Origin of the sequence: Paenibacillus oleatilyticus (assembly GCF_018998565.1) — a bacterium.
In the GTDB taxonomy this organism is placed as follows: Bacteria; Bacillota; Bacilli; order Paenibacillales; family NBRC-103111; genus Paenibacillus_G; species Paenibacillus_G oleatilyticus.
Genome location: NZ_JAHNZO010000010.1, coordinates 101,374 through 118,655, shown reverse-complemented (window position 1 = coordinate 118,655; position 17,282 = coordinate 101,374). Strand labels below are relative to the sequence as shown.

Here is a 17,282-nt window from a genome sequence, read left to right as displayed (position 1 = left end):
CGAGGGATCTCATCACTCCGCTGACGAATCCAATGATCGTATCCGCTTCGATATGATCCACCCCGGCGATTCGCGTTTCCCATTCGCATACCCACACCAGATAAGGGACCTCGGGCTTTACTTTGATCACCTGTCCCAAGAGGCCGAAAGCTTCGTTAAAGCTGTTCACCCGGGCGTAAATATAAGCTCTTACCGCCAGAACGGCGAAATAATTGTTGTCCTCGACCGGCACAAAAGGCAGCAGGTCCTCGCCCGCATCAATCCACTCGTTAAGGGGCTGGAGCCATTCGGCGTTAGCCGGATCGGTCGACAACGCGCAGGCCAGATGGTATAAAGCGTGCTGGAAATCCCCTTCGCTTCGGGCCGCCTTATAAATTTCGAAATCCTGCTCAGGCGAAGGAAACCGGTGTTCTCCTTCGGTATGTGCGTGTTCCAATGCTCTCACTCCTACATAAAATAATGTTTCGGCAGCACCGCTTCCAATTCCTTCAGCAGCCTTTTGCTTTCCTCCGTACGGAAATCCCGCCAAAAACGAACTCTACCTTTTATCGGCCGCTCCCCAGTAAAATGTTAGTTTTAGGAACGGATTGTAAGTTTCATGACAAAAAAAACAAGCACCCGGCAGCAAACTACCGCAGTGCTTGTTTCCATGTGACACGTTTATTTCACTTCAAATTCAGGCCCCGTATATTGCGAAGGAACTACAATTTCATCGGATTTGATTTTCTCCGTAAATACGGCGATCTTGTCCTTCACTTCCTGCGGAACGGTTGGAGCAAGCGCCAGACGGACCGCATCCGGATTTTCGAGTCCGATCTTCACGACCGTGTTCGGCTTCCATTTGCCTTCGGCCAGATCCTTGATTGCGCCGTATACCGTGAAGCTGGCATCGGAAATCGCGGAGCCGATGAAGACGTCGGGCGCATCCGCATAGTAATCGCGCACGTTGCCGAATTGGAACACGCCATTCTCGCGCGCCGCTTCCGTCACGCCCGAACGGGCGACGTTCAACATGGTGAAGATCATATCCGAGCCGGCAGCGATTTGTGCCTGCGCGACTTTTTTAGCCAAAGCGGCATCGTCCTGGTTACCGGTGAAGGTGGTCAGGAACGTTGCATTCGGATTCGTGTATTTCAAGCCTCCGGCAAATGCGGCACGCCCATGAAATCCGGGAGTGACCCGCGCGCCGGAAATATGCGACACGACATTGGATTTGGTCAGCAGCCCTGCGGCAGCGCCGGCAAGCCATGCGGATTCTTCCTGCTTCACCTGGTAGCTGGACAAATTATCGCCGGTCAGGTTCGTTTGCGTATTTACAAATTTAATTTTCGGGAATTCCTTGGAGACCAACTTTACGGCTTCCGAGCTTTGCCCGGCATGAGCGATGATCATATCAGGCTTCTTCTTGGCCAGCTTGCGCAGCTCATCGGCAATTTTCGCCGTATCGTGCGGGACATTATCCACATAGGTCGCTTTCAGGCGGAAGTCTTCCTTCGCTTTCATCAGTCCGCGGTAAGCGGATTCCATGAAGCCGCCGTCGTTCGCAGGACCGGGCAGCAGCAAAGCGACTTTAAGCTTTTTCTGTTTCTTCGCGTGCTCGTTGCTGGCCTCCGCACTTGAGAAGCCGGATGAGAATATCAGGATCATGATGGCCAAACTCGACAAAGCCAGCTTTGAAAGAAGTTTTCTCAAGATGCTTTCCCTCATTCCAAAAATTAGTTTTGTCCGGACACAACCGAGAATAAACCAGACTTCGATTTTTGTCAAACGATGACGAAAAATAAATTTTCTATGTCGAAAGTCTATGAAACCGGTCCAAAACAGGAATACATTACCATTTCAACGTGACATTAAACCTATCTGCGGATTCCTGCCCCGTCCGAATATAAGTATTTGGATTTAGTTAAAAAGTCTTGTCTTTTCCGTAGGGCTATATTATACTTTGGCGGAAAGCTATACATCCATAATGCGACAAAATACGACAATGGCAAACTTTTCGAAAGAAAAGGACGCAAAGCCACGGGCCTAAGGAGAGATTCAATCTACGGCAGCCGGGCCGCCGAAATTTGGTTGGGATCCGTCCATCCTTTTTTTCGGGATGGTTTTTTTATTGCACTTTAACGCAATGGAGGATGCTTGGGAGATGCAGTTTCTACAAAATGTAAAAATCCGCACCAAAATCTTGGGGCTGCTCAGCCTCGCGATCGTATTTCTGCTGGTCATCGGCATTACCGGTTACGTGGTCATGAAGACGATGGGGAACAACGCGCGCGCCATGTACGAGGAGAAGCTGGTTCCCAACACCCTTGTCGAAGCTTTGCTGTTCGGCAACTCGCAGATGGATTCCCTGCAGCTAGAAATGCTGCTCACCAAAGACGAAGCGTTCATCAAGCAAATCCAGCAGCAAATTACCCAAACGCGGGACAAAAACCAAGCGGTGCGCAAGCAGCTGGAGCAGCTTCCGTTATCGGAGCGGGCGCAGGAGCAGTACCAAGCCTTTATCAATTTGATTCCGAAAAATAACGAAGCAAAGAAAAAAGTCGACGCGCTCGCGGTCGCGAACAATAAAGAAGAGGCGTATAAAGAATACGTCACCTCCTTCAAACCGATCCGCGCCGAGATGATCAAGAATCTGGAAAATGTCGTCAAATACAACGAAGAAGACGCCAAAGTGTTCTACGAGAAAAGCATTCAAAGCTCCAAATTCGCTACGACGGTTATCGTGGTCGTTACTTTATTGGCCGTGCTGCTGTGCTCGTTGATCGGCTATGGCATAGCAAGCATGATCACGCGCCCGATCCGCCATATTCAACAATTGATGGCTCAAGCGCAAGACGGGGATTTAACGGTTAGCGGTACCTATCGGTCCCGAGACGAAATCGGCCTGCTCACCAACGATTTTAACGGGATGATCGCCGGTTTGAGAACTCTTATCGTGAAGATCAGCATGGAAGCGCAAAATTTATCCGCCAGCTCGGAGCAATTGCTCGCCAGCTCCGAACAATCCACTCAATCGACCAACCAAGTGGTGCAGGCGATTCAAGAAATTGCCGGCGGCGCCGACCAGCAATATCAAAGTACGACGGAAAGCGTTCGGGCTATGGAGGAAATGGCTACAGGCATTAACCGGATCGCCGAATTTTCCAGCAGCGTTTCCGCGATGTCCGCAGAAGCTTCCAAGGAAGCGGCAGAAGGCAACAAATCGATCCAAAATGCAGTGTCCCAGATGGATTTGATCCGCACCTCGGTCAGTGAATCCGCTCAGATGGTCAATCAATTGGGAATCCGCTCCCAAGAGATCGGACAGATCGTCGACGTCATTACGGATATTTCCGCACAAACGAATCTGCTCGCTCTCAATGCCGCTATCGAAGCGGCAAGAGCCGGGGAGCACGGGCGGGGCTTCGCCGTCGTGGCGGACGAGGTGCGGAAGCTGGCCGAGCAATCGCGCCAATCGGCCGAGCAAATTTCCGGGATCATTAAGCAGATTCAGAGCGAGACCAAGACGGCTGTCGTGGCGATGGACAAAGGAAACCGGGAAGTCGAGAACGGCACGGTCGTTATGAAGGAAGCCGGAGAAGCCTTCCGCAACATTTTGGTTGCGGTTCAAGAGGTGGCCAATCAAATGCAAGAGGTATCCGCCGCTTCGGAGGAAATGTCTGCCGGTACCGAGCAGATCACGGCTTCCCTTCATCAGATGAAGAGCATCTCGGAAGCCGCCTTCTCGAGGACGGAGAGCGTAGCCGCCGCTTCGGAAGAGCAGCTCGCCACGATGGAGGAAATTTCGGATGCCGTCAACGCGCTGACGAAGATGGCTCAAGAAATGCATGACATTACGCTGCGGTTTAAGAGCTAGCCCTCTGCCCCAGTCGCAAGAAGGCCCTTTCGCTTCGGATAGCGGAAGGGCCTTTCCCATTATTGCAGTCGTACCCGGTTCCCTGCCTGCAAGGGCTCGCTGGTTTCGACGATGACTTGATCAATCGGCAAGATGCCTTCCCGGACGGCGGTCTGATTCGTGTTCGCATCGGCGGTCCGAATATAGCTCTTGCGCACATAAAAGCCGTTGCCTAGCGGGCCTTTCCGCTCTTCGATCACATAGACGAATTTCCCCTCGCGATCCTTGTGGATAGCCTCATTCGAAATCACAAGCTGCTCGTCAGCCGACACCGATTTTAGCAGCCGGACTGCCGCCCGCTCCCCTCCTTTCAGGCCTTCGCCCTGAACGGCAATGCGGACCGTTTTCATGACCGGAGGGGCGTCCTGCTTCTCCCCTGCGCCACCTGCCAGCTCCATTTGCGTATCAGCGATTTCCTCAATCCGGCCTTCCATCACTTGGACCGTCTGGTCCTTTACCTCCACCTCAATCTTTTCCCCGACGGACAGAAGCGCTGCGAGGTCGGCCGCCACCGGCACGGACATTCCGTAGCCCCGGCTCGCATTGGATACGCGGACAACCGACTGGCCCGGCGAAGAAGGAAGCCCCTCGGTCGCGCGGACGCTTGTGACAATTCCGTCAAACGGAGCTACAATTTGACGCTGGGCCGCCAAGTCTTCTTGTAGGGCCTGAATCTTGCGCTCACGGACATCAATGTCGAGCTGCCGCGATTCGATGTCCCGCTTGGCCTTGCCGATCACCGTAGAATCCCCGGTCCGGTTCGCTTCGACGAAGCTTTCGAACAGCCCTTCCAGCTGCAGCTTTTGCTGCTTCAAGGCGGTTTGCTCATCCGCAATTTGCCGATCGGCCGGTTTGCTGTCATACGTAATCAGCGGCTGGTCCTTGACGACGGCATCCCCCACTTTCACATGAACGGCCTTCACCTTCCAGCCGGTCTCGTTTTTCAATTCGGCTTCCTCCACTGGTTTAAGCGTACCGTTCGCTTCGATGCTGTGGACCAGCTTCCCCTTAATCGGCGTTTCCGTCCGAACCTTGGGCAGCGTGATCGCCTGCAGCGTATTGCTGAATAACGTGAGCACAAGCAGCAGACCGAAGAATACCCCCGAAATCACCACCACTTTTCGTTTTTTTCGAGCCTCCGCCAGCTCTATCCCTTGCGGCTCCACCGTATGCATCTCTCCTATCCTTTAATGCCGGATGACTGGATTCCTCTGATAAAATAAGACTCCGCATACAGAAACAGCAGAACAACCGGGCTCATGTAGAGCAAAGAAGCGGCAAAGCCTACGCCCCGCGCCTCCTCCTGAATGCTCGCCAAATAGACGGATAGCGGATGCCGGAGCGGGTCCTCCAAAAAAATAAGCGGCTGCTCGACCATGTTCCAGTAATCTACGAACAGCAAAACCGTCAGCGCCGCCAATCCCGGCTTCACCAGCGGCAGAACGATCGTAAGAAAAATCGTTCCGGCTCCCGCTCCGTCCAGCCGGGCGGCTTCGATTAGCGGAGCGGGAATGTGCAGCATGAACTGCCGCAGCAGGAATACGCCGTAGGTCGCAAATACGCCCGGCAAAATAATGGCGGCGACGCTGTTCAGGATGCCGAGCTTATCGGCCATAATATAGTTAGGTACCAGCGTCACCTGAAACGGCATCAGCATCGCCATAATATAAATAAGAAACAACGAGTCCCTGCCGGGAAACCGAAGCATGGCGAAAGCATAGGCCGCCAAGGCGGCAACGGCCGTTTGACCGAATACGATCGGCACGACCATGAGCACGGAGTTCCAGAACAGAAACAAAAACTTCGGAGACTGGATCAGCACTTTGTTAAATTGCTCCAACGATACCCAATCGGGGATGAGCTTTAAATTGACAAATTCGTGTTGTCTTCCGGAATCCGCGCCCAGCATTTTTCCGACCAGATCGTAGTTAATGCCGATCTCACGCTCCGTCATGAGCGAATTCGTGAAGGTAATCCCGATAGGGAACAGCATCACCAGAGCAAGGACGAGCAGCACGAAGGTCATCAGCCATTTTTGCAGCAGCGCCGCTTTCTTCTCCCCCAGCTTCATTCCATAAACCTCCGGAAACCGCGTTCCATCCTGAATAATCCAAGCGCGATGATCATAATACAGCCGACCATAAGGCTTGCAGCCGCCGTTAGCTTCTGAATATCGAGCGAAAGAAACATATTGTTCATGTAATGCTGAAGCATATAAATACTGTCGTGCGGATAGCCGCCGGCCAGCAAGTACGCTTCCCTGAACACTTTGAACGAATTCATAATCGACATCAGAACGACGAAAAACATCGTCGGAATTAAATAGACAAGGGTAATCCGCAGCTTCGTGAACGGCCCCGCCCCTTCAAGACGGGCGATTTCGTAATAGCTCTCGGGAATCGCTTGAACCCCCGCCAAAAACAAAATCATGTTGTACCCGATGTTCTTCCATATATAAATCGCCGTGATGACGACGATGGCCCATTCCGATTTCATCCAGTCGATCCGCTGAACCCCGAAGCGGTCCAGCCACCCGTTGACCGCGCCGTTCCAGTCGAAGCCGATTTGCCAGATCAGCACGATCGAGGCGACCGGCACGACAAGCGGTAAAATATAGGCAGTTCGCAGCCATTGGCGAAAAAACACATTTCCGTTCAAAAGCAGCGCCAGCCCTAAAGAAATAGCGATCATCAACGGTACGCTGACGGATGTAAAGAGAGCGGTGTTCCACGCGGCATTCCGAAACGAACCTCTGGCCAGCAGCTCCTGATAATTGGCGAGGCCTACGAATTTTCCGTCCATCGTGCCGTCCATAAAGGAGTAAACGAGCCCCATTACAAACGGGATTGCATAAAAAAGCGCAAACCCGCCAACGCTCGGCGCAAGGAACAGCAGAGCCAGTACCGTGTCTTTCTTGAGGAATGCGGGAAATTTCATGCCGGCCTCCATGCAAAACGCGGGAAAGCCAACGGCGCCCCCGCGTCCATGCCCTTTATTCGTTCAAATTCCCCCTGTTTACGACGACGTCGCAGGCTGGACTACGCTCGCAGGCGCAGAGCCTGCCGGCACTTGATCCGTTCCGGATGGCGTCGCTTCCGCCGGAGCTTTGCTCCCCCTCACCGGCCCGGATTCGGACGATGGCTTGCGTTCCGACGCGGCCTTTCCGCCTAATGACGGTGCCGCTCCCGGAGAAACCACAGTACCTTTTGACTCCGCTGCTCTCGGAGAAGACTTGCTGTCTGCAGAAGCCCTGCTCTCCGCCGTTCCTTTGCTTTCCGCCGGAGCCTTCGCATCCGGTGACGCTCCGCCTCCGGGCGATGCGCCAGCAACTGCCGTGCCTCCTGCCGGCGATTTCTCATCGTTCGTCCCTTTATCTCCGGCCGCCGTTTTATCGTCGGTTGAGGTTTTATCCTCCGATAGCGTCTTGCTCTCGGTCGATGTCTTGCCCTCCGTCGATGAACCGTCCTGCTGCCCGGTCTTTGTCTGATTTGCAGAGCTGCCTCCCTTATTACCTTGCTTAACGGCACCGCTGCTGCAAGCGGCCAACATCGCGATTAAGGTGAAGCTGAGCAGTAGCACTCCTGTTTTTTTCATCTTGTCTCTCACTCCTTTATTGTTGTCCATCCCTATTCTCAGTTATAAATGGAGGATGTAAAGAAAACTTCTCCGAGTTGTAAACAAAATGTAACGGAGTTGGACAACGATGAACAACTTGGTACAAAATCCAGTAAATTAGCGGGTTCGCAGGTTTTTGGGGGGTGCGAAAACTTGAAGATGCATGAAGAAGGGCAACGGCATTCATGGAATGCATCACCATATAAAAGAGTCCTGACCATTGGCCAGAACTCTTTTATATGGTGTTTAGCACCCGATCCATCTATAGGTCCCTAATCAACTTACTAACCCAGGCCTCTGAAAATCCCAAGATTTTGGCTAACTCTTTTTGTGAGGCTCCAGGGTTTTCCTTCATTGCTCGATGTAGCCGATCCAATGCTTTTTTTCTTCTTGAAGTATTTTCTTTCTTGTTTCTCTCACTTGCTCGTTCACGTTCTACCCGCGCCAAGAAAACTTGAAGCGCCGGAAGGCTTTGAATACAGGACATACAAATATAAAATTTTTTGAAGTGAATGGTTTGTTTCTCACTTAAGCAAAACAAACATTCTTTGCCGTGATATCTATAAACCAAAATCGCCTTTCTCTCGTCATCACAAAAATACTCCGTCTGAACATTGGGATTAAGATTCAACATATGCCTAAGCTCCGTAGGAATTACGATTCTACCTACATTGTCGACCACTCTAACAATTCCGGTTCTTCTATCCTCTTGCATAAGCACACCTCAAACAAAAACGATTTCTAGCTCACACACCGCATTTTTCGAATTTGAGCAATTAAAACGTATGTATCTAATTGTTGACTCAACTGGACCACATATTCACTCGTTAAGCTTTCGCCTTGCTGTACTGCTTCTTTCATTTGGTTCCGAATGTTTTTCATGGCATTGAGTAACGCACCATCATCTAAATTGTTTAGTCCAAGGGTTACACAAGCCTCCTCTCCATTTGCTAACATGGTCATATGGCAGTCCACTTTTTTCAACTATTGCAATTTTGTTTTTTTACAAAATTAACTGTACCATACATCTCATAGAAAACTTGTAATTCCATTTTGTGCAACTTCAAAAAATAAAAAAACAGGTTTATGATCACCTGTTTTAACCGAAAACACTTATTTATAATGGCTTATATTCATTCCGGCCCGTTACATCTACTTTAACCTCTTCCAATGACGTCTTTACCGACAAGCTGATCACTCTGATGATTCAAACGAGATGCAATAAGACCGACTTCGTGGAACATTTCCGCCAAGTTATCAGCCGTGATCTTTTTGCTCTTTACCTGTTGACCAAGCAAGCCGATACTAAGTTGGTAATATCCTTTGTATCTATGGAATTTTCCAATAGTCGCCAATTTATGTGGTGTTAGTGGCTGTTTAGGTAAAAACTCTTTTTCCCTTTCCAATATTTCTTCAATAGATTTAAAATCCCCCAATTGAAAATAAATTTCAAGTAGTTCATCTGCAATGTGTATCTTATTATCCAAGCTGACCTCGTCAATATATTTTTTAAGCAAGGTATAGCTATATCAAACTCTTTCTTTCTTGCTTTTGTTAAGGCCCGAGTAATCTTGGCGGATTCGATAACAAAATCATTCTTCATGTTTTCAAAAGTATCCAGGTGCTTCTCAACCGCATCGTAATCTTTTAATTGCGAATATGAATTAATCATCGTCAAATAGGCCCTCGCTTTAAGTTCAGTATCTTCTTTTTCTAGCGGAAGACCTTCCTCACAGAGTTGTATGCATTCTTTAAACTTTTTGATGTTATATGCATGTAAAACCATTCTAAAGTAATAAGTAATTTTCTCCTCACGTGATAAAAAATTAGTGTAGTGTAAAATTTCTTGGCCTGATTGAAAGGATTCTTCCAATTTATCGAAATCGTTCCTCTCAATCAAATACTTTTGAAGCAGCCCTTTGGCTACGTAATACGGCACTCCGCGTTCTCTGGAATACTTTATGATTATTGCATAGAGCGATATTTTCAGTGAATCATGGTTTACTTTTCTGGTAAAGTCAAACAATCGTCGAAGCGATTCTTCCGTCTCTACCGTATGCAACTCCAATATCCGCGTCCCCACTTTCGGAACTAGCAAAAAGTTCTTTTCACAGGTAGTCACTTCTTCGAGTACTTCAAACAAAGTGTTTATCCGATTTTCTTCTTGTAGGTAACACTCCATAATCTCGAAATATTGTGCAGGAAAAGTGGTAGCTATAGCCTTCAAATTTTTAAATTCAAGCCGCTTCGTTTCCCCGCGCTCTATACGATTTAGTACACTTTTACTTACCCCTGTTAGCTCTTCAAGTTTTGCGTATGTCAAATTTTTCTCTTTTCTAAGTTGGAAGATAATATCTGAGATGGTTTTTAATTTAACGCCCACCATAGCACATAACCTTCCTTTTAAATGTATATTTTTACAATTTTTAATTATAGCAAAGTAAGTTTCGTCTTACAATTAATTGATTTTCTCAGCCTAAATTCTTACACAAAACACGACGATTCGATAAACTTCTACAAAGCTTAACTGTTATTTGGTAATCACTGTAATCACTTGTACATTTTGAGGAAATTATCAAAACGAAAATAGACTCCTATTCCTATCCCATATTTTGTATTATTGTGATAATTTATGTTTGAACAAGTCAGTCGGCCGACCATTGTTCAAAATATTTTTTAAGGAGCGGTTTGAATGACTTTATCAATGACGAATGGTTTCAAAAAAGTAACTCTTTGGTCGCTCGTTGTATGCATTTTTTTGGCGATGTTCTCCACCGTTGCATCTGCTGCCCCTAGTCAAAACAATTCCTTAACGGTTTCCGGGTATGTGGAATATTTGACGGAGAAACAAAAGACTGATCCCGGCGCAACTGAGGTATTGGAAAAATTCAAAGCGCTTTCTTCCTACGATCAAGAAAAATTTTTGAAAGTTCTTCAATCCTCTGAAATTGGGAAAGTGTTGGAACTCAAAAATCAGACTGTGATGATTGAGGGAGTACCAGTAGAAACAAAAGCTACTTTTGTTTCTGACCTACCTAATACGTTGAATGCTCAATGGGAGTCAACTGTGTTAGGTGTTAGCATTACAACTTTTTACCTGACACTTACGTACAGGTTCGATCTCGCTAATGGTGGGCGTGTCACAAAAGTTGTCGATGCCAATGGAGCACACCGAAATTATAACCCCGGGGTTATTATCAGCGAGTCTGGGTCAGCATCAAAGGAGACTTCCGGCAGCGAAGCATATGCAAGGCAGAATTGGACGGCAAAAATGGTTCCCGCTGGAGGCTTCGTTGAATATGCTCTTATCGGCTATTTAAAAGGAGATGGGAATGCAGGATATGCCAAATTTGAAGGGAATACTCCAGCTCTAAACAACATCAATAAAGGCATTTGGCAGCAAATTTGGTATAATGATAGCACCCATACCTTGAAATAATTGGGAGGTGCTTTAGATAGAATACCATCTTATATATTGGCTTTCGCTTGCGCTTGTAAACGCAGGACTTGCTCAAAGTAAGAATCTGAATGGATTATTCTGGTTTTTCATTTCTCTTATTATCGGTCCGCTTGCTACCTTGGCACTAGTAATTAATTTTAAGAGAAAGCGCTAGAAACAAGGGTCACTATCGCTTATATTGCGGTGTGACCCTTGTTCTTTAAATTCTATGTTGTTGGTTGCCCGGACGCCTTCCGCAGCTCATTAGAGATTCGCGTCCCCGCATTTAACATAGGCTTCTCCGCCCTTCGTACATTTGGTGGTCGGCTTCGAAGGATGCAAAATATTATTACCACAGGTTTAGCTGACATAAGGAAAGGAATGATCTAAATTTTTGCGACTGTAATGCTTATCTTCTTTTTAGTCAGCATGTTGTCGTTGGGGATAGCATACTATAAGATCCGTAGCACTCCGTATGCGAAGTTAATTTTACTGAGTATTATACTGACCTTTATTGGATATTGTGTTACTTTCTATTTTATTTTCTTCAACGAATGAGCGTAAACAAAGAACCTTCGCATTCCCTGCGAAGGTTCTTATTCTATCAACCGGGTCGATCCCGGCTAATAAAAACCTCGACCGACCGAAAGTTCTCTCCGCACAAGCACCTCTCCTGAATTCTCCAACTTATAAACAAAATGTTTCCTATCATCTTCATTCGTTCAAGAAAGTCGTCGCCCGATTCTGAATTAGCTTTGCCACGTCCTCCGCGGACTTTTGGCCCTTGAAGAAGGCTTCCGACTCTTTGATAATAATACCTTCCAGCTTGGAAGGCTGGAACGGCACATGATAGATAGCCCCCGACACATGCTGCTCCAATCCCTGAAGATCCGCTTCGGTCACTTTGAACGTCTTGCCCTTGAGCGGTCCTTCCTCATGAGCCTTGACGGTGCCGGTCTGAAGCAATTGCTTCACTTGCTTGTGAAATATGGCTTTGTTCATAGGAAAGCCGGCTCGTTCCGGTGAAGGCTGCATCTCCTCGGACATCAGAAATTTGATAAAATCCCAGGCTTCCTTCTTCACGGCGGATTTCTCGTTTATGCCCATCTTCCGGTAAGCATGGAAAAAACCTCCGGCTTTTTGGCCTTCTCCCTTCGGTTTGGAATACAGCTTGGGTTGATCGAAAATTTCCTTCGGCGTCAAAATATAATCCGCGGGCGAGATGATATGCTGCATTCTGAAATACGCTTGGCGCGGCTCTTGCGTCACGACCTTCTCGTCGAACATCGACTTGACTTGCTTCATTAAGTTGATAAAGGGCTCGGATTGGAAATTGGCTTTCCGATTGACCTGATCGACATATAAGGAATAGTTACTTTTTACCATTACATTTAACAGTCCGGCGGGATAGCTCATAAAGCCATAACGCTGATCCCCTTTTTTCGCCATCGCTTTGGCGGTCTCGCTGAATTCGCTCCAGGTCCAACGGGCGTCGTCGAAGGTCACCCCCGTTTTCCGGATCGCCTCTTCGTCCCCGACAAGACCGTCCAAGAAGAAGCTGGTCGGCATCCCGTAGACGCTGCCGTTCAGCTTGACCCCTTCCAAAATGTTCTGGAAATATTGTTCCTTCTTGAACTCGGGGTCCTTCTCCATCATGTCGCTCAAATTGGCAAGCACTTTCTTATTCACGTAGTTATCCATAGGCAGATGGTCCATCTCCACCAGATCTGGCCCTTTCCCGGATAACATTTGCGTGTTCGTCTTTTTGATAAAGTTTTCTATCTTCTCCTCGGCGTGAGGATCGCCTTCGTCCATTTGATGATAGCTAATCTGGATCTCGATATTCGGGTGCTTTTCCTCATATTTGCGCTTCGCGTCTTTGAAAAAATCGCCATGAAACAACGTCGAAAGCACAACCGTCTTCTTGCCGCCCTGCGATTGAGCGGTTTCGGTGGTCTTGTTTGCCGTTTCCGCTTGCGCCTCGTTCTTGTTCGGGCCGCCTTCCGGCTGCGCCGCTTCTCCGGAGCCTCCACCGGCGCTGCAAGCCGTCGCCGCGATCATCAATAAGCAGCCGCTTAGGCTTAGCCATGCTTTTCTCATGTTCTGTTCCTCCTGTTAAGAGCTTTTCAATGTCAATTCATCTACCGTCACAAACGAATAGCCTTCTTCCTGCAACTCCTCGATCATCTTGGGCAGCAATTCGATCGTATTGCTCAGATCGCCCTTTTTGCCGCCGAAGCTGTGCATCAGAATGATGCCCCCGGGCTTCAGATTCGTTTTGACGTTCTTCAGCATGTTCTCCGGCGTCGCTCCGGCCCAATCCCGCGTATCGACATTCCACAGCACATTATGCTGACCGTTCTGCTCGATGGCTTCGGTTACTTTTTTGGAAACCGCGCCGTAAGGCGTCCGGACATACTTAGGGGCCTCGCCCGTTACGTTCTGGATCACCTTGTTCATCTTGACGAGTTCATTCTCGATTTGCTGCCCGCTCAGCTTGGTCAGATCCTTGTGGCTCCACGTATGATTCCCCAGCAAATGCCCTTCCTTGACGATACGGGACAGAACGTCCGGGTATTTCTCCGCCTGATAGCCGACGACGAAAAAAGTCGCTTTCGCGTTATGTTTTTTCAAAATATCCAAAACTTTGACGGTATATTTCGCATCCGGGCCATCGTCAAAGGTCAATGCGACCTGTTTCTCCTTCTTCGGCGGCTTCAGGTTCGCCTGACTCTGGACTTGCTCACTCTTTGCCTCTCTTACTTTCGCCTCCGTCTGAGGCAGCATCGCATCGGCGATGAAATAGCCGGACAGTATCGCGAGCACAACAATACCAATCCGCAAACGCAACAGTTGTTTTGTCCTCTTCATCTCGTTCTACCTTTCTATGAAATTGGTTTCCCTGAACCTAGTTATAAGTCAACGTTGTTACCAAAACTTCTCCGAGTTGTAAACAAAATGTAACCGCGCAGCCAAAAAGGACAATTTTTCAACAAAAAAATCCCCGTATCTTGCGCAGCAAGACACGGGGACGCTTCACTTAAATTCGATGATAAAAAAGGAGCTGTTCTGGGAAAAAGGGGCGGGACTCGGAGCGCTGACGACAGGACGAGATTCGTACAATTTCCTGCCGTTCAGCAGCATCCTCCGGTTGTCCGGACTCCACTCGATTTGCTCGGGAACGATTCCCTTGTAGATTTCTTTTTCGTTCATGATATTGTTTCCTTGCAGCTTGGCCACGTACAGATTTTCGCGGCCTTTAGAGTAGGCGATATATTTGCGGTCGCGCGAGAGCTGAAACACGCCGCTCCGTTCGAGCAGAATCGTTGTCTTCGCATTCCGGCGGTCGAATAACGTTAACGAGCCTTCCTCCCCGACAAAGACAATTTGATCGTCATTCACAAAATCGCCGTTTCCCTCGCTGCTTACGGGATGCTCATACTGGCTTACGAAGGCATCGCCCTGAAATGAACCGAAAACGATGTATGCCTGACGAGCCGCTATTTTGAAAAGTAACGCGCTTGCCCCGTCATCCGAAACCTGAACGGAGTAAATGTGATCGTTCTCCGTTTTCCCGGTGAACTTGAATTCCTTCGTCTCCTGACGTGTCACGTCATAAACGACAATGACAGCCTCCTGGTTCCCGTTCTCTTGTACAAAGGAGACGTAGCGCCCGTTATTCGACCACGACATCTGTCCCGCCACGACAGCACCCTCTTTGTTGGTCCACTCCCGCAGGACGGTTTGCTTTTGATCCGCCAAACGAAGCAGCATTAATTTCTCTTTGCCGCCGGTCTGAACGGAAAACGAAGCATACGCGCCGTCCGCAGATATTTTGACGCCATGCACAAATCCATGGATATCCGGCAAGGGCTGCCGGGTCTTGAGTTCGTAGTCCAACTGCTCGAAGCTTCGCTCCCGGCCTCTTTTGCCAAAATATCCAAGCACATGCTCCTTGTCTGTCCAGCCGAACAGCTCGCCCTCCTCGTTCTCCGGCAGTTTATAAATTTTGCTCACTTCGAATGTCTCGCCTAAGCTCTGCAGCTCGCGGCCTTCTTCCGCGTCGGGAATAATAACGGTCTTCGATTTCAGCGCCCCCGTACAGCCGGTGACGATAACGGCCAGCAGAACATACGCCGCCGCCCATAGGAATATCCGCTTCATTCTGTATTTCCTCTCTTCGGCTTCGTGTAAGGGAGTTCAATCGCCACGCTCGTTTCCTGATGGGCGCTCCGGATCTCGATGCTCCCCTGATGGTCGTCGACAATCGCTTTGCAGATGCTGAGCCCTAAGCCACAGCTGCCCATCTCTTTGGACTTCCGCATATCGGCCCGGTAGAACGGCTCGAAAATTTTCGCCAAATCTTCCGGGCGGATGTCTTCCCCTTGATTCGCAACCGTCATGTGCACGCGGTCTGTGACAAGCTTCGCCTTGACCGAAATCGCTGTATGCGCAAAGCCGTACTTAATCGCATTATCGATAATATTGATGAACAGTTGCCTTAATTTAGGCTCGCTTCCATCAACCCACAGCCCGTCCTCCACCTCGCAGCGAATCGTTTTCCGGTATCGCTCGGCTTTGAATTTCATGCCCTCGCAGACGTCTTGAAGCAGCCGTCCGGCCAAGACGGGCTCGAACGCTTCCAGGTCGGACGTTTCCCGGGAAAGCTCTAACAATTTAACGACCATATCGTGGAGCCTCTTGCTCTCGTCGACGATATGGTTCATTCCTTTTTCGAAGAAGGCTTCGTCGGTTTGCCCGTTTTCCTTGATCATTTGGGCGTAGCCCAGGATGGACGTCAGCGGCGTTTTTAACTCGTGCGTCACATTGTCGAAAAACTGCTTGCGATGGCGGTTCAATTCTTCCAAGCGGTCCCGGTCCTTCTGGATGCGCCCGATCTGGGCCTTGATCTTCTCGATCATCGTCCCGAAGTTATCCGCCAGCTGGCCGATCTCGTCTTTCCTTCGGAACAAGAGGCGGATATCCAGATTGCCGTTCGTCACTTCCGTCGAAGTCTTGGTCAGCTTGACGATCGGGATCGTGATGTTGCGCGATAAAATATACGAAAAGATAAACGCAGCAGCGAAGATGGCGATCGTAACGTACGAAATAACATCCAAAATATGCCTGCTCTGCTCATACAGCAAGGAGAAGTCTTTGGCGAAGCGCAAAATCCCAACCTTTTTCCCATCGATGACGACCGGGTACGAGTAGTAAGCTTCGGCCGTGCTGTCCGTGTAGTTGATCGTGTAAGAAGTTTTGCCGTTTAAGGCATGGTCCAGATCGTCGCCCGCCTTATTGGAATTCTTCCAGTTACCCGATGCATAGATCAGCTCGCCATTCACGCCGTAAGCGCTAATCTCGCTGGAAGTAACCTGCCGAAGCTCTTCCACGACGTCTTTCGCCATTTGGCGGAAATAGATCTCGTCGTTGCCGAAATGATTGATCATAAAAGCCTGCTTCACATAGACGCTGCTGTTCTTCTTGAGGCCGATCAAATCTTGCGTAATGATCTTCTCGTTGCTGGTCTCGATAATCTGCACGATAAAGTGATTGAGCAGCAAAAACGAGGCGGCAAAAATAACAAAGAGTCCCAACAAAAATTTTACTTTGATGGTCGGAGCCGGGATCATACCTTTAGTCCACCTGTTTGTCAAATTTATACCCCACCCCGAACACGGTCACGATCACGTCGCCCGCCTCCAGCTTTTTGCGCAGCCGTTGGATATGAATATCGACCGTCCGCGTATCCCCGACATATTCGTAGCCCCATACGAAGTCCAGCAGCTCCGTCCGGGTAAAGATTTTGCCCCGGTGCCGGTACAGCGTCATCAGCAGATCGAACTCCTTGGGCGTCAGCTCGACGATCTCGTTATTTTTCCGGACCAGCCGCTCGCTTTCGGTGATATCAATATTTTTGAAGCGGACCGGCTCGTCGGCCGATTCCTCCGCAGGCTTATGGGCCTGGGTCATTCGCCGAAGTATCGTCCGGATGCGCGCGATCACTTCCCGGAGGTCGAACGGCTTGGTAATATAGTCGTCAGCGCCAAACTCCAGGCCGACAATTTTGTCCGTAATGTCCGATTTGGCCGTCAGCATGATGATCGGCATGTTCCGGGTTTCCGTTACCTTTTTGCATATATCGAGCCCGCTGACGTCCGGGAGCATCCAGTCGAGCAGCAGCAAATCCGGCTGGAAGTGCTCGACGGCCTTGAGCCCGTCCGCTCCGGTATGGGCGATAGACGTAAGAAAGCCATCTTTATTCAAGCCGTAGGCCAGCAAGTCCGCGATCGCTTCTTCGTCTTCGATTATTAAAATTTTCACTTTGTCCAT

Annotated in this window: 15 protein-coding genes and 1 riboswitch; of the genes, 2 read left to right on the top strand and 13 right to left on the bottom strand. The window is 49.1% G+C overall.

The genetic code is table 11. The features are described from left to right. Positions 1-660: 660 nt before the first annotated feature. Positions 661-1,692: a BMP family protein gene (locus KQX66_RS14980; RefSeq protein WP_216793648.1), complete on the bottom strand. Its 1,032-nt coding sequence runs from the start codon at positions 1,690-1,692 to the stop codon at positions 661-663. Positions 1,693-1,976: 284 nt separating this feature from the next. After that, positions 1,977-2,064: riboswitch (cyclic di-GMP riboswitch) on the top strand. A gap of 79 nt (positions 2,065-2,143) precedes the next feature. On the opposite strand from KQX66_RS14980, the gene KQX66_RS14975 reads away from it, so the two are divergent. Further along, positions 2,144-3,856, top strand: a complete 1,713-nt coding sequence (locus KQX66_RS14975) for a methyl-accepting chemotaxis protein (protein WP_216793647.1) — start codon at positions 2,144-2,146, stop codon at positions 3,854-3,856. Between the two features lie 59 nt (positions 3,857-3,915). Here KQX66_RS14975 and KQX66_RS14970 read toward each other — a convergent pair whose 3' ends face one another. The 7 genes from KQX66_RS14970 to KQX66_RS14940 form a co-directional block, all read right to left on the bottom strand. Continuing rightward, positions 3,916-5,061: an efflux RND transporter periplasmic adaptor subunit gene (locus KQX66_RS14970; RefSeq protein WP_216793646.1), complete on the bottom strand. Its 1,146-nt coding sequence runs from the start codon at positions 5,059-5,061 to the stop codon at positions 3,916-3,918. Between the two features lie 14 nt (positions 5,062-5,075). Next, on the bottom strand, positions 5,076-5,966 hold the full coding sequence (locus tag KQX66_RS14965) for a carbohydrate ABC transporter permease (protein WP_216793645.1): 891 nt from the start codon (positions 5,964-5,966) through the stop codon (positions 5,076-5,078). Beyond that, positions 5,963-6,832: a carbohydrate ABC transporter permease gene (locus KQX66_RS14960; protein WP_216793644.1), complete on the bottom strand. Its 870-nt coding sequence runs from the start codon at positions 6,830-6,832 to the stop codon at positions 5,963-5,965. The genes KQX66_RS14965 and KQX66_RS14960 overlap by 4 nt, the downstream gene beginning before the upstream one ends. Before the next feature lie 78 nt (positions 6,833-6,910). After that, on the bottom strand, positions 6,911-7,489 hold the full coding sequence (locus tag KQX66_RS14955) for a hypothetical protein (RefSeq protein WP_216793643.1): 579 nt from the start codon (positions 7,487-7,489) through the stop codon (positions 6,911-6,913). 283 nt (positions 7,490-7,772) lie between these two features. Further along, complete coding sequence (locus KQX66_RS14950) at positions 7,773-8,225, bottom strand: AbrB/MazE/SpoVT family DNA-binding domain-containing protein (RefSeq protein ID WP_216793642.1); 453 nt, start codon at positions 8,223-8,225, stop codon at positions 7,773-7,775. Between the two features lie 26 nt (positions 8,226-8,251). Next, positions 8,252-8,467 (bottom strand): aspartyl-phosphate phosphatase Spo0E family protein, encoded by a 216-nt coding sequence (locus KQX66_RS14945; RefSeq protein WP_438804196.1) that lies wholly within the window; start codon positions 8,465-8,467, stop codon positions 8,252-8,254. 409 nt (positions 8,468-8,876) lie between these two features. Then, on the bottom strand, positions 8,877-9,896 hold the full coding sequence (locus KQX66_RS14940; RefSeq protein WP_216793640.1) for a helix-turn-helix domain-containing protein: 1,020 nt from the start codon (positions 9,894-9,896) through the stop codon (positions 8,877-8,879). Positions 9,897-10,202: 306 nt separating this feature from the next. Between KQX66_RS14940 and KQX66_RS14935 the strand changes: the two genes are divergently transcribed. Then, positions 10,203-10,949, top strand: coding sequence for a hypothetical protein (locus KQX66_RS14935; RefSeq protein WP_216793639.1), 747 nt, complete (start codon positions 10,203-10,205; stop codon positions 10,947-10,949). Positions 10,950-11,663: 714 nt separating this feature from the next. On the opposite strand, the gene KQX66_RS14930 is transcribed toward KQX66_RS14935, so the two are convergent. From KQX66_RS14930 to KQX66_RS14910, 5 genes are all read right to left on the bottom strand, one after another. After that, positions 11,664-13,049, bottom strand: coding sequence for an ABC transporter substrate-binding protein (locus tag KQX66_RS14930; RefSeq protein WP_253957164.1), 1,386 nt, complete (start codon positions 13,047-13,049; stop codon positions 11,664-11,666). A gap of 15 nt (positions 13,050-13,064) precedes the next feature. After that, positions 13,065-13,799 (bottom strand): polysaccharide deacetylase family protein, encoded by a 735-nt coding sequence (locus KQX66_RS14925; protein ID WP_253957163.1) that lies wholly within the window; start codon positions 13,797-13,799, stop codon positions 13,065-13,067. A gap of 186 nt (positions 13,800-13,985) precedes the next feature. Next, positions 13,986-15,113 carry a WD40 repeat domain-containing protein gene (locus tag KQX66_RS14920; protein ID WP_216793637.1) on the bottom strand — a complete coding sequence of 376 codons (1,128 nt, stop codon included), beginning with the start codon at positions 15,111-15,113 and terminating at the stop codon, positions 13,986-13,988. Continuing rightward, positions 15,110-16,582: a sensor histidine kinase gene (locus KQX66_RS14915; protein WP_216793636.1), complete on the bottom strand. Its 1,473-nt coding sequence runs from the start codon at positions 16,580-16,582 to the stop codon at positions 15,110-15,112. The genes KQX66_RS14920 and KQX66_RS14915 overlap by 4 nt, the downstream gene beginning before the upstream one ends. A 4-nt stretch (positions 16,583-16,586) precedes the next feature. Then, positions 16,587-17,282 carry a response regulator gene (locus KQX66_RS14910; RefSeq protein WP_216793635.1) on the bottom strand — a complete coding sequence of 232 codons (696 nt, stop codon included), beginning with the start codon at positions 17,280-17,282 and terminating at the stop codon, positions 16,587-16,589.